The organism is Aliidiomarina minuta (genome assembly GCF_003987145.1).
GTDB classification, from domain to species: Bacteria; Pseudomonadota; Gammaproteobacteria; order Enterobacterales; family Alteromonadaceae; genus Aliidiomarina; species Aliidiomarina minuta.
In genome coordinates, this window is the sequence record NZ_PIPL01000001.1 from 1,664,665 (window position 1) to 1,680,898 (window position 16,234).

Sequence of the window (16,234 nt, forward strand, 5' to 3'; positions counted from 1 at the left end):
TAGATGGTACCTACTGAGACTCTGACTACTTAATGTCGCGCCAGAACTCACGTTTAAGCAGGATGGTCAGAATCAGGAATACCAGCAGGAAACCTATTACAAAATAGCCCATACGCTGACGTTCCAGTATCATTGGCTCGCCGGTATAAACCAGGAAGTTGGTTAAATCAAGCATCGCCTGATCGAACTCTTCCGGGCTCATTGTACCATTTCCATCAGAGCGAATGCCGACATAAACGTCCGTCATCTCCCCATCTACCATACGGCGTTCATGGGTTCTGCGTGGTGTACCCTGCAATTCTTCCATAACGTGAGGCATGCCCACGTTTTCAAAAATTGCATTGTTCACACCAAAGGGACGTTCGTCGTCAGCGTAAAAAGAACGTAGATAAGTATAGATCCAATCTGCGCCACGAACACGGGCAACCATGGTCAGGTCAGGAGGGGTTAAACCAAACCATTCACCTGAAGCTTCTGGATCTATAGCCGACGTAATATGGCCGCCTGAGTCATTGGTGAACTGCAGCAATTCTTCGCCCAATTCAACTGGAATATCCAGGTCTTCAAAGGTACGTGAATAACGCTGATACTGGGTTGCATGGCAACCCAGACAATAGTTCATATAAAGCTGCGCACCGCGCTGCAATGACTCATTGTCACGCAAATCGTAATCAGCCTTATCCAGGGGGCCACTGTAGCCAGCTGCGAAAGCAGCTGACGGCAGTAACAGAGCGAATAAAAGTATTAATTTTTTCATCACTTAGTCAACCTCTCTGGCAATGGCTTGATCCGCTCATTCTTACTGTAGAACCACAGGAAGATAAAGAACGCGAAATACAGGAACGTGAAGATCCGAGCCAGTATCGTATACAGGTCTGTTGCAGGCATAGCACCCAGGTAACCCAGGAATACAAAGCTGATAGCAAAGACTGTCAGGTTCGCTTTATGCAAACCACTACGATAGCGAACAGAACGCGCACGACCACGATCAAACCAAGGCATCAGGAACAGCATCACAATAGCCAGGAACATTAGTATGACACCGCCCAGCTTATCAGGAACTGCCCGTAAGATGGCGTAGAACGGTGTGAAATACCAGACCGGAGCAATATGCTCTGGCGTTCTCATTGGATCCGCAGCTTGGAAGTTTGGCGGTTCCAGGAAGAAACCTCCCATGGTTGGTGCATAGAAAATCACCAGCGCAAAGAAAATCAGGAACACCGCAAGGCCAACCAAATCTTTCACCGTGTAGTACGGGTGGAAAGGTATGGCATCAACAATGTCTTTTTTACTCGTATAACGCTCATGGAATTCGAACGGCGGTTTCTCGTCGTCTGGCACTGAACCTTTGGGTTTCTTATTATCCACCCCATCCGGGTTGTTTGAGCCCACCTCATGCAAGGCAATCAGATGCAGGAATACCAGAATAACCAGAACCAGTGGCAATGCAATAACATGCAGCGCAAAGAATCGGTTCAAAGTAGCACCGGAAATAACGTAGTCACCACGAATCCAGGTAGTCAGGTCGTCACCGATAATTGGAATGGCACCAAACAGGGATATGATTACCTGGGCACCCCAGAATGACATCTGCCCCCAAGGCAACAAATAACCCATAAAGGCTTCTGCCATTAACACCAGGAAGATTAACATGCCGAAAATCCACAGCAGTTCACGCGGTTTCTGGTACGAACCGTACATTAGTCCCCGGAACATGTGCAGATAGACCACCACGAAGAATGCAGAAGCTCCGGTAGAATGCATATAACGCAGCAGCCAGCCGTATTCCACATCACGCATGATGTATTCAATAGAAGCGAAAGCGCCTTCAGCGCTTGGGTTGTAACTCATCGTCAGCCAGATACCAGTAACGATCTGGTTTACCAGCACAATCAGTGCCAGTGAACCCATGATGTACCAAAAGTTAAAGTTTTTCGGTGCTGGGTATTGAGTGACGTGAAGTTTAAGCGTGTTGCTAATCGGCAACCGCTCATCTATCCAGTTCATTAAGCGTGACATTATGCTGCCTCCCCGTCTTCACCAACCAGAATAGTTTCATCATCAATAAAGTAATGAGGAGGTACTACCAGATTTGTTGGCGCCGGAACACCCTGAAATACACGCCCTGAAATATCAAAGCGGGAACCGTGACAAGGGCAGAAAAAGCCGGAGTCTACGCCATCCATCGCACCAAAATTACGAGGTAAAAACTGAGGTGAGCAACCTAAATGGGTACAGATACCAACAGCCACAAACCACTCAGGGTCACGAGAACGGTGACGGTTTCTAGCGTATTCGGGTTGCTGGGGCTGTTCAGAATCAGGATCACGAAGGCGCTCTTCGATCACCTCAAGGCTTTCTAACATTTCAGGTGTACGACGAATAACCCATACAGGGCTTCCCCGCCATTCACTTCTGACTAACTGACCCGGCTCTATCTTATCAATCTTTACTTCTACTGGGGCACCAGCAATGCGAGCTCTCGCACTTGGATTCCAGGAAGCAATGAAAGGCACGGCAACAGCTACCGCTCCGGCTCCACCAACTACCGATGTAGCGACAGTCAGAAACCGACGGCGGCCTTTATCTACAGGCGCATTGCTCATCCATTTATCTCCAGTTTTGGACGCTAGACGGAGGCTTCCGCAGCGAAAAACTAATTTTATAATGACAAATTTATCAGGGCGATCATAAAGAAAACCCCTCCAATTTACAAGGCTACATAGTGCTTTGTGGGTAGCTTATTTATGCTTTTGCCTCAGCTCTGGCGCCACTGTGTGGCATTGCGGCTGAAGACTGGAAGGCAGGTACAAAAAAACCGCGCCGAAGCGCGGTTTTTGCAGTGTCCGCAGACGAAACTTAACGTTTCGAGAACTGAGGACGCTTACGTGCTTTATGCAGACCAACTTTCTTACGCTCAACCTGACGAGCATCACGAGTAACATAACCAGCTTTACGCAGGTCGCCTCGCAGTGTTTCATCATATTGCATCAGTGCACGGGTGATACCGTGACGGATAGCGCCAGCCTGACCAGTTGTACCACCACCGCTTACGGTGACGTAGAGGTCAAACTTTTCAGTCATTTCTAACAGTTCAAGTGGTTGACGAACAACCATACGAGCTGTTTCACGACCGAAGTACTCTTCAAGAGAACGTTGGTTTACTTTAATGTCGCCTTTACCTGGACGCAGGAAAACGCGCGCAGTCGAGTTCTTGCGACGACCGGTACCGTAGTATTGATTATCTGCCATTTTCATCTGCTCCGTAATTAAATATCAAGGGTTTGAGGCTGTTGAGCAATATGGCTATGCTCTGGGCCCGCATACACTTTCAGCTTACGGAACATGGCACGACCAAGAGGACCTCTTGGCAGCATACCTTTAACCGCTTTCTCGATGATCATTTCAGGCTTCTTAGCCTGTAATTTCTCAAAGCTGATGGACTTTATGCCACCAGGGAAACCACTGTGTGAGTAGTAAAGCTTATCGGTCGTTTTAGCACCGGTCACTGTTACTTTCTCAGCATTGATAACAATGATGTAATCACCAGTGTCAACGTGCGGTGTGTATTCTGGCTTGTGCTTGCCACGTAGGCGAAGTGCGATTTCAGTGGCCAGACGACCCAGAGTTTTATCAGCGGCGTCTACCACATACCAGTCGCGCTTTACGCTTTCCGGCTTAGCTACAAAAGTTTTCATGACTTCTCATACCCAATTAAAATAAGTTCCACTAAGTAGATAAGTTCCGGGCTTCCCCGCGAATTATCAATAAAATAACGGCCAGTGACTCCCTGATTTCAGAAAGTACGCACTGCCGGTAACGGTGGGCGACGCGGATTATACATGCTTTGCGGTTGCTTTTTCAACACTATTACGCAAGATGTTCGCGAGCCAGGTATTCCTGCGACTGCATTTCTTGCAAACGGCTGATGCAGCGCTTAAATTCAAAGCTCAGACGACCGCCCTGATAGAGCTCGGTTAAAGGCACTTCTGCCGACATAATCAGCTTTACATGACGCTCATAAAATTCATCTACCAGCGCAATAAAACGCCGCGCAGTATCTTCATTGTCTGCCCCCATCACCTTGACATCACTGACTAGCACCGCGTGATACATACAAGCAATCTCCATATAGTCCAGCTGGCTGCGAGGACCTCCGCAAAGCGCCTGAAAGTCAAACATGGCGACGTCATCGGCCTCCATACGCGTGGCAATCTGGCGGCCATTAATTTCAATAGGAGCATCAATAGAATGCGCTTTATGGTCAGGCGACAGCTGGTTAAAGTAGGTCAGTAAGTTTTTATCTGCCGCTTCATCTAAAGGCGAATGGAAAATTTCCGCCTGAGTCAGAGTACGCAGGCGATAATCAATACCACCGTCGACGTTAACTACTTCGCAGTGTTTTTTGATTAACTCTATAGCGGGTTCAAAACGTGCCCGTTGCAGACCATTTTTATACAATTCGTCCGGTACGATATTGGAGGTTGCCACTAACACCACATCACGCTTAAATAATTCCTGCATGAGCGTGCCCAGTAGCATCGCATCGGTAATGTCCTGCACAAAAAACTCGTCGAAACAAAGCACCTGTGCTTCACTCGCTAACTTCTCGGCAATCAGAGGTAAAGGATCGGAACGCCCTTTAAGCAGCTTGAGTTCTTCATGCACACGGTGCATAAAGCGATGAAAATGAATGCGCATTTTATTTTCAAAAGGCAGCGCATTGTAGAAGGTATCTACCAAATAAGTTTTACCCCGGCCAACGCCGCCCCAGAAATAGAGTCCACGTATCTGATTTTTACTTTTGCTGGCTGAGAAAAATTTACTTAAGCTGGCAAGTAATCCGCTCTTCTCTGTAGCCCGATGTTCGACAAGGTCATCGTATAATCGCTGCAAATGATCAACGGCCTGCGCCTGCGCTGCGTCTTTCTGGAAACCCGAAGTTTGTAAATCACGCTGATAAAGTTGTTTAGGTGTCATCACTGCGCTTACCACTGCCTCATTACAAAAATCTGACTGTTGATATGGTTAAACCATGGTATCATTATCTCAGGTTCAGGGATACGCAGAGCGCGTGTCAGTAAGCATTTTGGAGGCATTGATATGGATTGGCTAATAGGTCTTTTACTGGTAATCGTCGGTGGCATTATCGGCTTTTTCGCCGCTCGTTACTGGTTTGCTAATCATAGTGAATCTGCACAGCTGACTGCCCAGGTAGAATCAAGCAAACAACAGCTGGATGCTTATAGAAAAGATGTCGTGGAACATTTTACCACCGCACGAGAGTTAGCTGAAGAACTCAGCGAAACGCAGGAAAAACTAAAACACTTCCTTGCCGACAGTCAGACCCTGCTCGAGCAGGACAAAGAGTGGCAGCAGCCTTTGCCTTTCTTTGCCGAAGACACCATGCGGCAACTACGTAATGCCAGCTTTGAGAATGACGACAGTCGTTCAGATAAAAGTGAGGGCGCACCACCACGCGACTACTCCGCTCCTGGCAGTGGGCTTTTTGTCAGTGATAAACAGAAAGAAAAATCTTGAAATAAAAAAACAGAGAACTTATTTAAAGCTCCAGTGGTCTTTACCATCACTTAATAACTGATTGTATTAATGCTGGAGCTATAAAACATGAATAAGTTAATGCTTTTATTTCTTGCAGCAGGAATCTGCCTGACTGTTATCAGCGGGCCGGTTCACGCGCAAATCCCCTTTTCTACCTCATCGGGTGAAACACCTACCCTGGCCCCTATGCTGGAAGAAGTGACCCCGGCGGTGGTAAATATCTCAGTACAGGGCACCCGAGCCACTCAGCAACGTATCCCGGATGCTTTCCGCTTCTTTTTTGGGCCCAATGCCCCACGCGAAGAAGCCCGTGAGCAGCCTTTTCAGGGGCTAGGCTCCGGGGTCATTATTGACGCCGACGCAGGCTATGTTGTCACTAACAACCATGTCATTAGCGACGCCACGGAAATAACCGTAACCTTAAAGGACGGTCGCCAGTTCAATGCTGAAGTGCTGGGCCGTGATGAACAAAGCGATATTGCGCTGCTGAAAATTGAAAACGGCAGCAATCTGACCGCTATTTCTATGGGTGACTCCGACGCCATGCGGGTAGGTGACTTTGTAGTCGCGATTGGTAATCCCTTTGGTCTGGGGCAGACAGTAACCTCGGGTATAGTCTCTGCTCTGGGCCGGGGCGGCTTTGGTATCGATCGACTGGAAAATTTCATTCAGACCGATGCTGCGATTAACCGGGGGAACTCCGGAGGCGCCCTGGTTGACCTTAAAGGTAACCTGATCGGCATTAATACTGCGATTTTGGGCTCACATGGTGGCAACATCGGAATCGGTTTTGCTATCCCCTCGAATATGATGAACAACCTGGTTGAGCAAATTCTGGAGCACGGTGAAGTTCGACGCGGTGTGCTTGGTGTGCGCGGTGGCGACCTGACTCAGGAACTGGCCAGTGCACTGGAAATCTCGCGCACCCGTGGAGCCTGGGTCAGCGAAGTTCTTCCTGAAAGCGCTGCAGAAAAAGCAGGCATAGAGGCGGGGGACGTTATCATTAGTATGCAGGGCCGTAGCCTGAACTCCTTTGCTGAACTGGCAGCCCGGGTCGGAAGCATGGGCGCCGGCCGCACCATAAGCCTGGGCGTGCTGCGCGATGGCGAAGAAATTAATATTGATGTTGAGCTACTGGAGCGTGACACTCAGGTCACCGCATCGCTTGTTCACCCCGCTTTGCAAGGTGCTCAGTTAAGTAGTGCTGACAATCAGCAGGGAGTGCGTATTACGGCAGTAGAAAGTAATACTCCGGCAGAGCGTATTGGACTGCAGGAAGACGATCTTATTATTGCTGTGAACCGTCAGCGGGTCACTTCCCTGGGTGAACTACGACGAATGCTGGATGACACCTCAGGCGTGGTTGCATTGCACGTGCGACGCGGCAATTCGACGCTTTACCTGGTGCTCCCCGGCTAGCCAGAATGCAACAGGCGCATCATTTTGGTGCGCCTGTTCGCAACTTATAAATAATGATAGTATGCTCAGTCACCTAGCTATAAATTTTTCTGAGCATACAGACTATCCATGAGCCAGACACCACAGATTTTCGTTCGTTATATTGTAAAACCAGCGCTATTTGGCCTGCTGATCGCAGCGGTCGTGCTACTGGTTTTGCCCTGGATATCACCTCAGCAAACGCCTTCCGTTCCTACCGATAATGGCTTAGTTTCGTTTTCCGGTGCTGTTGCCAGTGCCTCGCCAGCGGTTGTTAATATATATACCTCACAGGAGGTTCGCGAACGACCTTATGATCCTCGCCCTCGTACCGCAGTACGTTTGGGGTCAGGCGTCATCATGGATCAGCGCGGCTTTATACTGACTGCCAAACATGTGGTGTCAGAAGTAGATGAAATCAGAGTCGCATTACAGGATGGCCGTGTACTCAGCGCACAACTTATTGGCAGCGATCAACTGACTGACTTAGCCGTATTAAAAACGGAAGCAGACAACCTGCCGGTTATTCCGACCAACTCCGACTTACAGCCCAGGGTTGGCGACGTAGTTCTGGCCATTGGCAATCCATATAATCTGGGGCAAACCGTCACCCAAGGCATTATTTCTGCAACCGGCCGAATAGGCATGAGCTCCGGCTATTCTGATTTTATTCAGATGGACGCGGCTATTAATGAAGGTAATTCCGGTGGAGCTCTGGTCAATTCCCGCGGTGAACTGGTAGGCATTAATAATGCGTCTTACCAATCGCAACTCACTAGCCGCGCCACTACGGGTATTTACTTTGCCGTGCCCTATCAGCTCGCGGTACGCATTATGCGCCAGATTATAAGCGAAGGTGTGGTCGTACGAGGCTACCTGGGCATTACCGCGGAACAGCATTACGATACTTACCATCAAACCCGCGGCCTGATGATAACGGCGGTAGACCCTCAGGGCCCTGCGGCCAGAGCAGGCATTCAGGCTGGTGACTTTATTTATGAAATTGCGGGTGAACCTATCCGGGCAGTCAACCAGGGACTGGATATTGTTGCGGATACGCCCCCAGGAAGCGAGCTTGAAATTAACTTTTTCAGGGATTTGCGCCGCATGCAGACCACGGCGCGGATTGAACGTTTACGCGAATAAAGTTATAAGTCTTCTCTCGTCGGCGTCATCGGCTGGCGTTTAATATCTGCACCCAGCAGCGCTAATTTATCTTCAATTGCTTCATAACCACGGTCAATGTGGTAAATGCGCTCAACTTCAGTCTGCCCGGAGGCGACTAAACCGGCAATCACTAATGACGCAGAAGCACGCAGATCGGTACACATTACCTGGGCACCCGTTAACTTCTCAACACCAGTGCAAATAGCAGTGTTACCTTCCAAATCGATGTTGGCACCCATCCGCCTAAGTTCCGGAACGTGCATGAAGCGATTTTCAAAGATGGTTTCGCGAATAAATCCGGTACCATTGGCAATACTATTCAACGCCGTAAACTGAGCCTGCATATCCGTAGGAAACGCCGGGTGTGGCGCCGTCACTATATTAACCGCCTGCGGACGGCCCTGGCTTTTCAGCTCAATCCAGTCATCGCCACGGGAGATTTCCGCACCTGCTTCACTGAGCTTCTTGATTACAGCATCTAACATGCGCGGATCAGTATTAGTGCAACGTACCTGCCCCTGACTCGCCAGTGCAGCGACCAGGAAGGTGCCCGTTTCTATGCGATCCGGCAATACCCGATACTCGCCACCACGCAACCGCTCAACACCCTCAACCTGGATAGTGTCGGTACCAGCGCCTTTAATTTGGGCACCTAGCGTATTGAGGAAATTAGCAAGATCAATAACCTCAGGTTCACGGGCTGCATTTTCTATGGTGGTAATGCCATCTGCAAGAACGGCGGCCATCATAAGATTTTCAGTACCGGTGACGCTGACCGTATCCATTAACAGGTGAGCGCCTTTAAGACGACCATTACTGGTCGCTTTAATATAACCATTCTCAACCACAATCTCTGCGCCCATCTGACGCAAACCTTCAATATGCAGGTTAACTGGCCGAGCTCCTATGGCACAGCCGCCGGGCAGAGATACTTCAGCATGGCCACATTTGGTTAGCAGTGGCCCCAGCACCAATACCGAAGCCCGCATTGTTTTAACGAGTTCGTAAGGTGCAATAAAACCATGATCTGCACAGGCTTTTACAATATAAGAGGAGTCGCCATCCCGGGTATGAGGAATACCCAGCTGATGTAATAATTCAAAAGAGGTTTCTACGTCCTGTAGCCGCGGAACATTGTGAATAATCACATCGTCCTGAGCCAGGATAGAAGCAAGAATAATAGGCAGAGCTGCGTTCTTCGCACCTGAAATAACTGCGTCGCCTGCCAGTTTCTGACCGCCGTTAATTACGAATTTTTCCATTTATTTTACACTCAAATTCAACAGTTTAATTGGGCATGACCAGCTTTTTTTCACGCTGCCATTGGGCAGGCGTGTAAGCCTTAATACTGACTGCATGAATCGAGCCGTCGGCAATGGCGGGTTTTAACGGTGCATATATAAGTTGTTGCTGTTTTACCCGGCTCAGCTCGCCAAATACTTCTGCAACTGCAATCACTTCTACGTGACTGCCATCAGATTTAACATAAACTTCTTCTAAATCAATTGCTTCTCGCAATATATCTTGTATTTGAGCAGGTTCCATCACTAACTACCATCGTTTGTTAAGCTTGACTAATAACGCTAGCTTAACGAAAGCAGCTGCGTAACGCCACTCACTGCCGCGAATTGTTGCAGTTGTTTGTTGACGTTGCGTAAAGAAAGCTCTCTGTCGCCCTGGCTCAACTCGGCCTGCAGCCGGATTAGCATCGCCAGTCCGGCAGAGTCCACCTGCTCAACCTGCGCCAGGTCTAAAGTCACCTGGCCACCTGAAGGTAGCCACTTTTTGCGCGAGCCCCAGCCAGCGGCAACACTATTTCTGTCCAGTGGGCCAGAAACCAGAACTTCTCCCGCTTGCTGACCTTGATTGAACTGCAGATCCTGATGCATCAGTAACTCCTAGTTATCGCCCTGACTGAACAGGAACTGACCAATCAGCTCTTCCAACACCATCGCAGAATTCGTATTCTGTACGTAATCGCCGTCTTCCAGCATCATAATGCCGTCGTCGATAAAACCAGGTTCCAGCCCCAGATACTGTTCACCCAGTAAACCGGAAGTCAGTACCGACACGGTCGATGTTTCCGGAATAGCGTTATAACGGGTGCTAATACGCATTTCCACAACCGGCTCGTAGTAGTCGCCGTCGAGATAAATATTCGACACCCGACCCACGGTAACGCCGCCAATTTTCACCGGAGAGCGCACTTTAAGGCCGCCAATGTTGTCAAATTTAGCACTGATCACATAAGTATCACCGCGCGTTACATCAGTATTACTGGCCACTCGTAAGGCCAGAAAAACCAAGGCAACTATCGCTGTTGCTACAAAGACTCCAACTAATATTTCAGTTTTTCTAGTTTCCATCACTTCCATCCAGAATAAGTTAGCTAAACATTATCGCCGTTAATACAAAATCAAGGCCCAGTATCACCAGTGAGCTGGTGACTACGGTCGACGTCGTCGCGGCACTGATGCCAGCTGACGTAGGTTCTGCCGTGTAACCTTTGTAAAGCGCTATCCAGGTAACTGCAAAAGCAAACACCAGGCTTTTAATCACGCCGTTCATAATATCGTCTGACCAGTCCACACTCGCCTGCATAACAGACCAGAATGCTCCTTCATCCACACCCAGCCACTGCACGCCAACCCAGTAGCCGCCGTAAATACCGACAGCAGAAAACATCAGCGCCAACAGTGGCATACTTATAAAGCCAGCCCAGAAGCGTGGCGCGACCACACGCCGTAAGGGATCAACCGCCATCATTTCGAGACTGGACAGCTGTTCAGTAGCCCGCATCAGACCTATTTCAGCAGTTAACGCCGACCCTGCACGACCCGCAAAGAGCAACGCCGTCACTACGGGCCCAAGTTCTCGCAACAAGGATAATGCCACCATAGGGCCCAGCGCCTGCTCAGCCCCGAAATCGACCAATATGGTGTATCCCTGCAGTCCCAAAACCATACCAATAAAGGTGCCAGATATGATAATAATTAACATTGACTGCACGCCAACGACATACAGCTGCTTTAGTAGCAGAGGGAATTGTTTACGGGGTTGCGGTTTGCCAATAAGTGCATGAAATAACATGAAACAGGAAGCACCCATGCCTCGAAACACATTCAGGCTGGAGCGTCCAAGATTAGCTAGTATCTGCATTATAAGTCCCTTGCCAGTAAATCCTGATGATACTCAGAAGCTGCGTAATGAAAAGGCACAGGCCCATCTGCTTCACCACGTAGAAACTGTTGCACCAGGGGTGATTCGTGATTACGCAATTCATCGGGAGTGCCCTGAGCAACTACTTCTTTATTGGCTACTATACAAACATGATCGGCAATGCTCATAACCTCATGAATATCATGGGATACCACAATGCTTGTCAGGCCCAGGGTTTCATTCAGTGAACGTATTAATTTCACAATCATGCCCATTGAAATAGGGTCCTGCCCGGTAAAAGGCTCATCATACATAATAAGTTCCGGATCCAACGCAATAGCACGTGCTAACGCAGCACGACGCGCCATCCCACCTGACAACTCGCTGGGAAACAGGTGGCCCGCGCCACGCAATCCGACTGCCTGCAACTTCATTTTAACTATGGTCGTAATGATCTCGGCTGGTAGTTTAGTGTGCTCCTGAATAGGGAACGCGACATTCTCTGCCACTGTCATGTCGGTGAATAAAGCACCACTTTGGAAAAGCATGCTCATGCGCTTTCTGAGTTCGAAAAGCTCATTGCGTGAAAGATCAGAGACCTGTTGACCAGCAAATTCAACACGCCCCGAACTGGGGGTTAACTGGCCACCAATCAGGCGTAACAAGGTGGTTTTACCGCAACCGCTAGGGCCCATTACTGCAGTGATTTTGCCTCGTGGCACGCGTAAAGACACGCCTTCATAAATTGGCGTCGAGCCCCGTGAGAAATGTACGTCCTTTATTTCTACTAAGTTATCCACTTAACTTGCCCTTTTTAACCAGGGGAAACAGATTCGTATTCTACCGTGAAGTCGGGGGGCATGTTCAACGAATAAATTCTTCCATGGTCTGTAAAAAACGTTTCCGTTCTTCTGAATTATGGTCAATCATACCCAATTGTTGCATCAAACGCTCACCATATACGGCAAACAAAGCAATGCGGGCTTTATCACCACCCATCTCACTGGCATCGAATCGCGATAAAAGTTCACGAAAACGACCTCGCATAGGAGTCATTAATTCCCGATTAGTCGCCGCCGCACATAAAATAGCGCTGTCCATGGCTATATCGCTGGACTCTTGTCCGGCTTCAGCCATTATCAGACTCTTAATGTCAGCATCTTCGCCAGAAAACTGAGCCTGCATTTCTTCACGCAATACCTGCCGGGTATCCAGCAGGCGCACCATCATCGCCAGTACCAGTTCTTCTTTACTGGCAAAATGGTATAGTAATCCGCCTTTACTAATACCCGTTTCTTCACTTAAACGGTCAAAAGTCAGATGTGAGGCACCCTGTTCCTTCACCAGTTTTTCCGCAGCCATTAAAATGTCATTGCGTTTGCTGGGTCGACCACCTCGTGATGTCTTGCGGGTCATGATTGCCACCTTTTTAAATGTAAACGAATATCATTCTAACAAAAACCGTCTGTGTGGTTGAGTAATAAGTTGTAACAAGATCTGTCACAGAAAAGCTGATTTCAAAGCCAGCAATGATATACTCCAAAAAGCCAGTGTATATAAGCAAACTACAGGACTGACATGAGTAAACACACAGCCGATTTTGTCACCCAGGGTAAGCGCGTTCTGGATATTGAGCGTGCCGCTATTGATGACCTTTATGACTCGGTCAACGAGCACTTTTCCGAAGCCTGCGAAATTATGCTGACCTGCAAAGGCCGGGTGATTGTGACCGGTATGGGGAAGTCGGGACATATTGGCAATAAAATTGCGGCGACCCTTGCCAGCACAGGAACCCCGGCTTTTTTTGTCCATCCAGGCGAAGCCAGCCATGGTGACCTAGGCATGATCACCTCCCAGGATGTAGTTTTAGCCATGTCTAACTCTGGTGAAACACAGGAAGTGCTTAGCATCATTCCGGTTATCAAACGTTTAGGAGTCCCTTTGATTTCGTTAACCGGAAATCAGAATTCCACCCTTGCCCGACTTGCCGATGTGCATATTATCGTAGCGGTGAGTGAAGAAGCCTGCCCACTCGGACTGGCTCCGACCGCCAGCACCACCGCCAGCTTAGTCATGGGAGACGCACTGGCAGTTGCGCTGCTTAATGCCCGTGGTTTTACTGCTGACGACTTTGCCTTGTCACATCCTGGAGGTAGTCTGGGCCGCCGTCTGTTACTGCGAGTCAGTGACCTGATGCATCAGGGCGAACGCCTGCCCAAAGTACGCCAGGACGATATTATCAGCGACGCTCTGTTAGAAATGTCACGTAAAGGGCTGGGCATGACAGCAATTGTGGATGACCAGGATTTATTGCTGGGTATCTTTACCGATGGTGACCTCCGTCGCATTCTGGATCAGCAGATAGATATCCACCATACTCCGATCTCTAGTGTAATGACCGCACGTTGCACTACAGTGCGGCCAGAAACGCTTGCTGCAGAAGCATTAAAAATAATGGAAGATAAAAAGATCAACGGCTTGCTGGTAGTAAACCAGCAACAAACCCCTGTTGGAGCCTTTAATATGCATGACTTATTACGAGCCGGGGTAATTTAATATGATCAGCACCTGGTATGGCGATATTGAAAAGAGCCTGTTTGCCAAATTCAGCACCGTTAAACTCTTAATCTGCGATATCGACGGTGTCTTTTCTGATGGTCGTATTTATCTTGGCGATCAGGGCGAAGAACTAAAAGCCTTCCACACCAGAGATGGTTTCGGTATCAAAGCCTTATTGCATAGTGGCATTGAAGTAGCGGTGATCACTGGTCGCCAGTCCAATATTGTGGAAAAACGTATGCAGGCGCTGGGTGTTCCTTATATTTATCAGGGGCAGCATGACAAAACTCAGGCTTATACTGAGTTGCAACAGAAACTAGAACTGAGTAACGAGCAGGTGGCTTATGTCGGCGATGACGTGCCGGATTTACCTCTGATTAAAAGCTGTGGCCTGGGCATCGCTGTACGCGATGCGCATCCCAGCGTACAGCGAGCTGCTGCTTACGTAACGGCACTACCCGGAGGTTTCGGCGCCGTGCGTGAAGTCACTGACCTGCTGCTGTTATCGCAGGGCCATTTAAATCAATATCTGGGAAGTAGCGAGTGAACTGGCGAATTGCCTTTATATTATTGACCATAGGTATCGCGCTGGCGCTTCTGTTCTGGCGCCCTTTTGCGACTGAGCAACGCCAACCACCTGAGTTAGATCCGGAGCAACTGCAACCGGACTTTATTGCTGAAGGTCTATTTTCAAGAATTTTTTCTGCCGATGGTGAGCTGCAGCATAGAATTGATTCCCGACTGATGGCACATTACAGCGTCATAGGACTCACCGAGTTAACAGAACCAGTGTACCTGACCACTATCATGCGGGATAACCAACCCGAACGCTGGCAGGTAACCGCAAATAAAGGCAGCTTTTATGATGATCAGCGCCTTATACTGGAAAACGAAGTACAAATTAAGAGTCTGTCTGAAAACACCTTTATACGCACAATGGAAACAGAATATCTGGTCATTGACACCCAACGTCAACTGATTAGCAGTAATCAGCCGGTGCTCATTATCGGCCCTAATATTGAAGTGCATGGCCAGGGCCTGCAAGTCGACCTCAATGCACAACAACTGGAGTTAACTGAACATGTTAAAACTATCTATTACCCTAAGCGCGATAATCAGTAGCGCTCTGCTAATAGTCGCTCCGGCGTTTGCTAACAACTTTGAGCGCGATTTTGAGCAGCCGATACAGGTCAATGCTGATTATCAGGAAATTGATTCACGGGCAAACCGACTGCTGTACCAGGATAATGTAGTTATTGCGCAGGGGTCGCTATTGATCAACGCTGAACGCCTGGAAGTAGAAAGCACGGCTGACGAATTAGGTGACGGTGAGATATTTGTGGCCACCGGCTCCCCTGCCCGTTATCAGCAAGATGTTGAAGAGGGTGTCACTGTAGAGGCCCAGGCAAATGAAATCCGTTATGATTCGGGTACAGGTATACTCACCCTCAGGGGCAATGCGGAATTACGCCAGCTCGGTAACTTAGTGCGTGCCAGCCAGATTACTTATTATGTCAACGACCAGCGCGTAACCGCGCAACGTTCTGATGATGGTGAAGATCGCGTTACCACCATTTTCCAGCCACGTACACGCAACCAGTCGGAAAACGAGAATAATGGCAACCCTTAAAATTGAACACCTGGCCAAAAGTTATAAAAAAAAGCAGGTCGTAAAAGACGTCAGCCTGGAAGTTGAAGCGGGCCAGATTATCGGGCTGTTGGGTCCTAATGGTGCTGGCAAAACCACCACCTTTTATATGATTGTTGGCCTGGTCAATAATGATAAGGGCCGCATTACACTGGATGACGAAGATCTTACTTTATTACCCATGCACGCCCGAGCCCGCTTAGGCATCGGTTACCTGCCTCAGGAATCCTCGGTGTTCCGTAAGCTCTCCGTACGTGACAACATCATGGCTATTCTGGAAACACGCAAAGAACTAAATGCTGCACAACGCGAGGAAGAACTTGAAAAGCTGCTTGCCGAATTCAGTATTGGTCACATTGTAAACAGCCTGGGTATGAGCCTTTCCGGTGGTGAACGCCGACGTGTCGAGATTGCCAGAGCACTCGCGGCTGAACCGAAATTTATACTTTTAGATGAACCTTTTGCCGGTGTCGACCCTATTTCTGTCCTTGATATCAAGAAAATCATCCAGCAATTAAAAGAACGGGGCATTGGAGTCTTGATTACTGACCACAATGTAAGGGAGACTCTATCTGTATGTGAACGCGCCTACATTGTCAGTCAGGGAACCTTGATTGCCTCAGGCAGCGCACAACAAATTTTAGCAAATCAGCAGGTTAAAGATGTTTATCTGGGCGACCAGTTTTCTTTATAAGAAGCGAT

General features: G+C 48.7%; 21 protein-coding genes. 8 read left to right on the forward strand and 13 right to left on the reverse strand.

The genetic code is table 11. The features are described from left to right. Window positions 1-25: 25 nt before the first annotated feature. The 6 genes from CWE09_RS08010 to zapE form a co-directional block, all read right to left on the reverse strand. Window positions 26-757: a cytochrome c1 gene (locus CWE09_RS08010; RefSeq protein ID WP_126803446.1), complete on the reverse strand. Its 732-nt coding sequence runs from the start codon at window positions 755-757 to the stop codon at window positions 26-28. Next, window positions 757-2,019, reverse strand: coding sequence for a cytochrome b (locus CWE09_RS08015; RefSeq protein ID WP_198679673.1), 1,263 nt, complete (start codon window positions 2,017-2,019; stop codon window positions 757-759). Before CWE09_RS08015 ends, CWE09_RS08010 begins: the two co-directional genes overlap by 1 nt. Continuing rightward, the gene (petA, locus tag CWE09_RS08020) at window positions 2,019-2,606 is read right to left on the reverse strand and encodes a ubiquinol-cytochrome c reductase iron-sulfur subunit (protein WP_126803448.1); all 588 of its coding nucleotides are present in this window, start codon (window positions 2,604-2,606) and stop codon (window positions 2,019-2,021) included. Before petA ends, CWE09_RS08015 begins: the two co-directional genes overlap by 1 nt. A gap of 253 nt (window positions 2,607-2,859) precedes the next feature. Then, complete coding sequence (gene rpsI, locus CWE09_RS08025) at window positions 2,860-3,252, reverse strand: 30S ribosomal protein S9 (RefSeq protein WP_126803449.1); 393 nt, start codon at window positions 3,250-3,252, stop codon at window positions 2,860-2,862. Between the two features lie 17 nt (window positions 3,253-3,269). Then, complete coding sequence (gene rplM / locus CWE09_RS08030; RefSeq protein ID WP_126803450.1) at window positions 3,270-3,698, reverse strand: 50S ribosomal protein L13; 429 nt, start codon at window positions 3,696-3,698, stop codon at window positions 3,270-3,272. Window positions 3,699-3,870: 172 nt separating this feature from the next. After that, entirely contained in the window at window positions 3,871-4,980 is a 1,110-nt protein-coding gene (gene zapE / locus CWE09_RS08035) for a cell division protein ZapE (RefSeq protein ID WP_126803451.1), read from the reverse strand. Between the two features lie 123 nt (window positions 4,981-5,103). Between zapE and CWE09_RS08040 the strand changes: the two genes are divergently transcribed. The 3 genes from CWE09_RS08040 (at window position 5,104) to CWE09_RS08050 (ending at window position 8,145) form a co-directional block, all read left to right on the forward strand. Then, window positions 5,104-5,541, forward strand: coding sequence for a Z-ring associated ZapG family protein (locus CWE09_RS08040; RefSeq protein WP_126803452.1), 438 nt, complete (start codon window positions 5,104-5,106; stop codon window positions 5,539-5,541). Window positions 5,542-5,628: 87 nt separating this feature from the next. Then, window positions 5,629-6,981 (forward strand): Do family serine endopeptidase, encoded by a 1,353-nt coding sequence (locus CWE09_RS08045; protein WP_126803453.1) that lies wholly within the window; start codon window positions 5,629-5,631, stop codon window positions 6,979-6,981. Between the two features lie 108 nt (window positions 6,982-7,089). Then, complete coding sequence (locus tag CWE09_RS08050) at window positions 7,090-8,145, forward strand: trypsin-like peptidase domain-containing protein (protein ID WP_126803454.1); 1,056 nt, start codon at window positions 7,090-7,092, stop codon at window positions 8,143-8,145. 2 nt (window positions 8,146-8,147) lie between these two features. Here CWE09_RS08050 and murA read toward each other — a convergent pair whose 3' ends face one another. From murA to CWE09_RS08085, 7 genes are all read right to left on the reverse strand, one after another. Beyond that, entirely contained in the window at window positions 8,148-9,428 is a 1,281-nt protein-coding gene (gene murA / locus CWE09_RS08055; RefSeq protein WP_126803455.1) for a UDP-N-acetylglucosamine 1-carboxyvinyltransferase, read from the reverse strand. 25 nt (window positions 9,429-9,453) lie between these two features. Continuing rightward, window positions 9,454-9,711 carry a BolA family protein gene (locus CWE09_RS08060; RefSeq protein WP_126803456.1) on the reverse strand — a complete coding sequence of 86 codons (258 nt, stop codon included), beginning with the start codon at window positions 9,709-9,711 and terminating at the stop codon, window positions 9,454-9,456. Window positions 9,712-9,749: 38 nt separating this feature from the next. Continuing rightward, complete coding sequence (locus CWE09_RS08065; protein ID WP_126803457.1) at window positions 9,750-10,055, reverse strand: STAS domain-containing protein; 306 nt, start codon at window positions 10,053-10,055, stop codon at window positions 9,750-9,752. A 9-nt stretch (window positions 10,056-10,064) separates the two neighbouring features. Continuing rightward, the gene (gene mlaD / locus CWE09_RS08070; protein ID WP_126803458.1) at window positions 10,065-10,532 is read right to left on the reverse strand and encodes an outer membrane lipid asymmetry maintenance protein MlaD; all 468 of its coding nucleotides are present in this window, start codon (window positions 10,530-10,532) and stop codon (window positions 10,065-10,067) included. A gap of 19 nt (window positions 10,533-10,551) precedes the next feature. Further along, window positions 10,552-11,325, reverse strand: a complete 774-nt coding sequence (gene mlaE, locus CWE09_RS08075; protein WP_126803459.1) for a lipid asymmetry maintenance ABC transporter permease subunit MlaE — start codon at window positions 11,323-11,325, stop codon at window positions 10,552-10,554. Next, window positions 11,325-12,125: an ATP-binding cassette domain-containing protein gene (locus tag CWE09_RS08080; protein ID WP_126803460.1), complete on the reverse strand. Its 801-nt coding sequence runs from the start codon at window positions 12,123-12,125 to the stop codon at window positions 11,325-11,327. The genes mlaE and CWE09_RS08080 overlap by 1 nt, the downstream gene beginning before the upstream one ends. A 64-nt stretch (window positions 12,126-12,189) precedes the next feature. Beyond that, window positions 12,190-12,741, reverse strand: a complete 552-nt coding sequence (locus CWE09_RS08085) for a TetR/AcrR family transcriptional regulator (RefSeq protein WP_126803461.1) — start codon at window positions 12,739-12,741, stop codon at window positions 12,190-12,192. A 162-nt stretch (window positions 12,742-12,903) separates the two neighbouring features. Here CWE09_RS08085 and CWE09_RS08090 point away from each other — a divergent pair, with 162 nt between their 5' ends. From CWE09_RS08090 to lptB, 5 genes are read left to right on the forward strand one after another with little or no spacing between them, the layout of a single operon-like run. Then, window positions 12,904-13,881: a KpsF/GutQ family sugar-phosphate isomerase gene (locus tag CWE09_RS08090; protein ID WP_126803462.1), complete on the forward strand. Its 978-nt coding sequence runs from the start codon at window positions 12,904-12,906 to the stop codon at window positions 13,879-13,881. Window position 13,882: 1 nt separating this feature from the next. Next, on the forward strand, window positions 13,883-14,431 hold the full coding sequence (kdsC, locus tag CWE09_RS08095; RefSeq protein WP_126803463.1) for a 3-deoxy-manno-octulosonate-8-phosphatase KdsC: 549 nt from the start codon (window positions 13,883-13,885) through the stop codon (window positions 14,429-14,431). Next, window positions 14,428-15,006 (forward strand): LPS export ABC transporter periplasmic protein LptC, encoded by a 579-nt coding sequence (lptC, locus tag CWE09_RS08100; RefSeq protein WP_126803464.1) that lies wholly within the window; start codon window positions 14,428-14,430, stop codon window positions 15,004-15,006. The genes kdsC and lptC overlap by 4 nt, the downstream gene beginning before the upstream one ends. After that, window positions 14,966-15,514, forward strand: coding sequence for a lipopolysaccharide transport periplasmic protein LptA (gene lptA, locus CWE09_RS08105; RefSeq protein WP_126803465.1), 549 nt, complete (start codon window positions 14,966-14,968; stop codon window positions 15,512-15,514). The genes lptC and lptA overlap by 41 nt, the downstream gene beginning before the upstream one ends. After that, on the forward strand, window positions 15,501-16,226 hold the full coding sequence (gene lptB / locus CWE09_RS08110; protein WP_126803466.1) for an LPS export ABC transporter ATP-binding protein: 726 nt from the start codon (window positions 15,501-15,503) through the stop codon (window positions 16,224-16,226). The genes lptA and lptB overlap by 14 nt, the downstream gene beginning before the upstream one ends. Window positions 16,227-16,234 lie beyond the last annotated feature (8 nt).

Coding starts and splice junctions, on each gene's coding strand:
- CWE09_RS08085 (WP_126803461.1), bottom strand. CDS start 12,741: ATGACCCGCAAGACATCACGAGGTGGTCGACCCAGCAAACGCAATGAC.
- CWE09_RS08045 (WP_126803453.1), top strand. CDS start 5,629: ATGAATAAGTTAATGCTTTTATTTCTTGCAGCAGGAATCTGCCTGACT.
- zapE (WP_126803451.1), bottom strand. CDS start 4,980: ATGACACCTAAACAACTTTATCAGCGTGATTTACAAACTTCGGGTTTC.
- CWE09_RS08090 (WP_126803462.1), top strand. CDS start 12,904: ATGAGTAAACACACAGCCGATTTTGTCACCCAGGGTAAGCGCGTTCTG.
- mlaD (WP_126803458.1), bottom strand. CDS start 10,532: ATGGAAACTAGAAAAACTGAAATATTAGTTGGAGTCTTTGTAGCAACA.
- murA (WP_126803455.1), bottom strand. CDS start 9,428: ATGGAAAAATTCGTAATTAACGGCGGTCAGAAACTGGCAGGCGACGCA.
- rplM (WP_126803450.1), bottom strand. CDS start 3,698: ATGAAAACTTTTGTAGCTAAGCCGGAAAGCGTAAAGCGCGACTGGTAT.
- rpsI (WP_126803449.1), bottom strand. CDS start 3,252: ATGGCAGATAATCAATACTACGGTACCGGTCGTCGCAAGAACTCGACT.
- CWE09_RS08050 (WP_126803454.1), top strand. CDS start 7,090: ATGAGCCAGACACCACAGATTTTCGTTCGTTATATTGTAAAACCAGCG.
- CWE09_RS08040 (WP_126803452.1), top strand. CDS start 5,104: ATGGATTGGCTAATAGGTCTTTTACTGGTAATCGTCGGTGGCATTATC.
- lptA (WP_126803465.1), top strand. CDS start 14,966: ATGTTAAAACTATCTATTACCCTAAGCGCGATAATCAGTAGCGCTCTG.
- CWE09_RS08010 (WP_126803446.1), bottom strand. CDS start 757: ATGAAAAAATTAATACTTTTATTCGCTCTGTTACTGCCGTCAGCTGCT.
- lptB (WP_126803466.1), top strand. CDS start 15,501: ATGGCAACCCTTAAAATTGAACACCTGGCCAAAAGTTATAAAAAAAAG.
- CWE09_RS08015 (WP_198679673.1), bottom strand. CDS start 2,019: ATGTCACGCTTAATGAACTGGATAGATGAGCGGTTGCCGATTAGCAAC.
- CWE09_RS08060 (WP_126803456.1), bottom strand. CDS start 9,711: ATGGAACCTGCTCAAATACAAGATATATTGCGAGAAGCAATTGATTTA.
- CWE09_RS08065 (WP_126803457.1), bottom strand. CDS start 10,055: ATGCATCAGGATCTGCAGTTCAATCAAGGTCAGCAAGCGGGAGAAGTT.
- mlaE (WP_126803459.1), bottom strand. CDS start 11,325: ATGCAGATACTAGCTAATCTTGGACGCTCCAGCCTGAATGTGTTTCGA.
- kdsC (WP_126803463.1), top strand. CDS start 13,883: ATGATCAGCACCTGGTATGGCGATATTGAAAAGAGCCTGTTTGCCAAA.
- petA (WP_126803448.1), bottom strand. CDS start 2,606: ATGAGCAATGCGCCTGTAGATAAAGGCCGCCGTCGGTTTCTGACTGTC.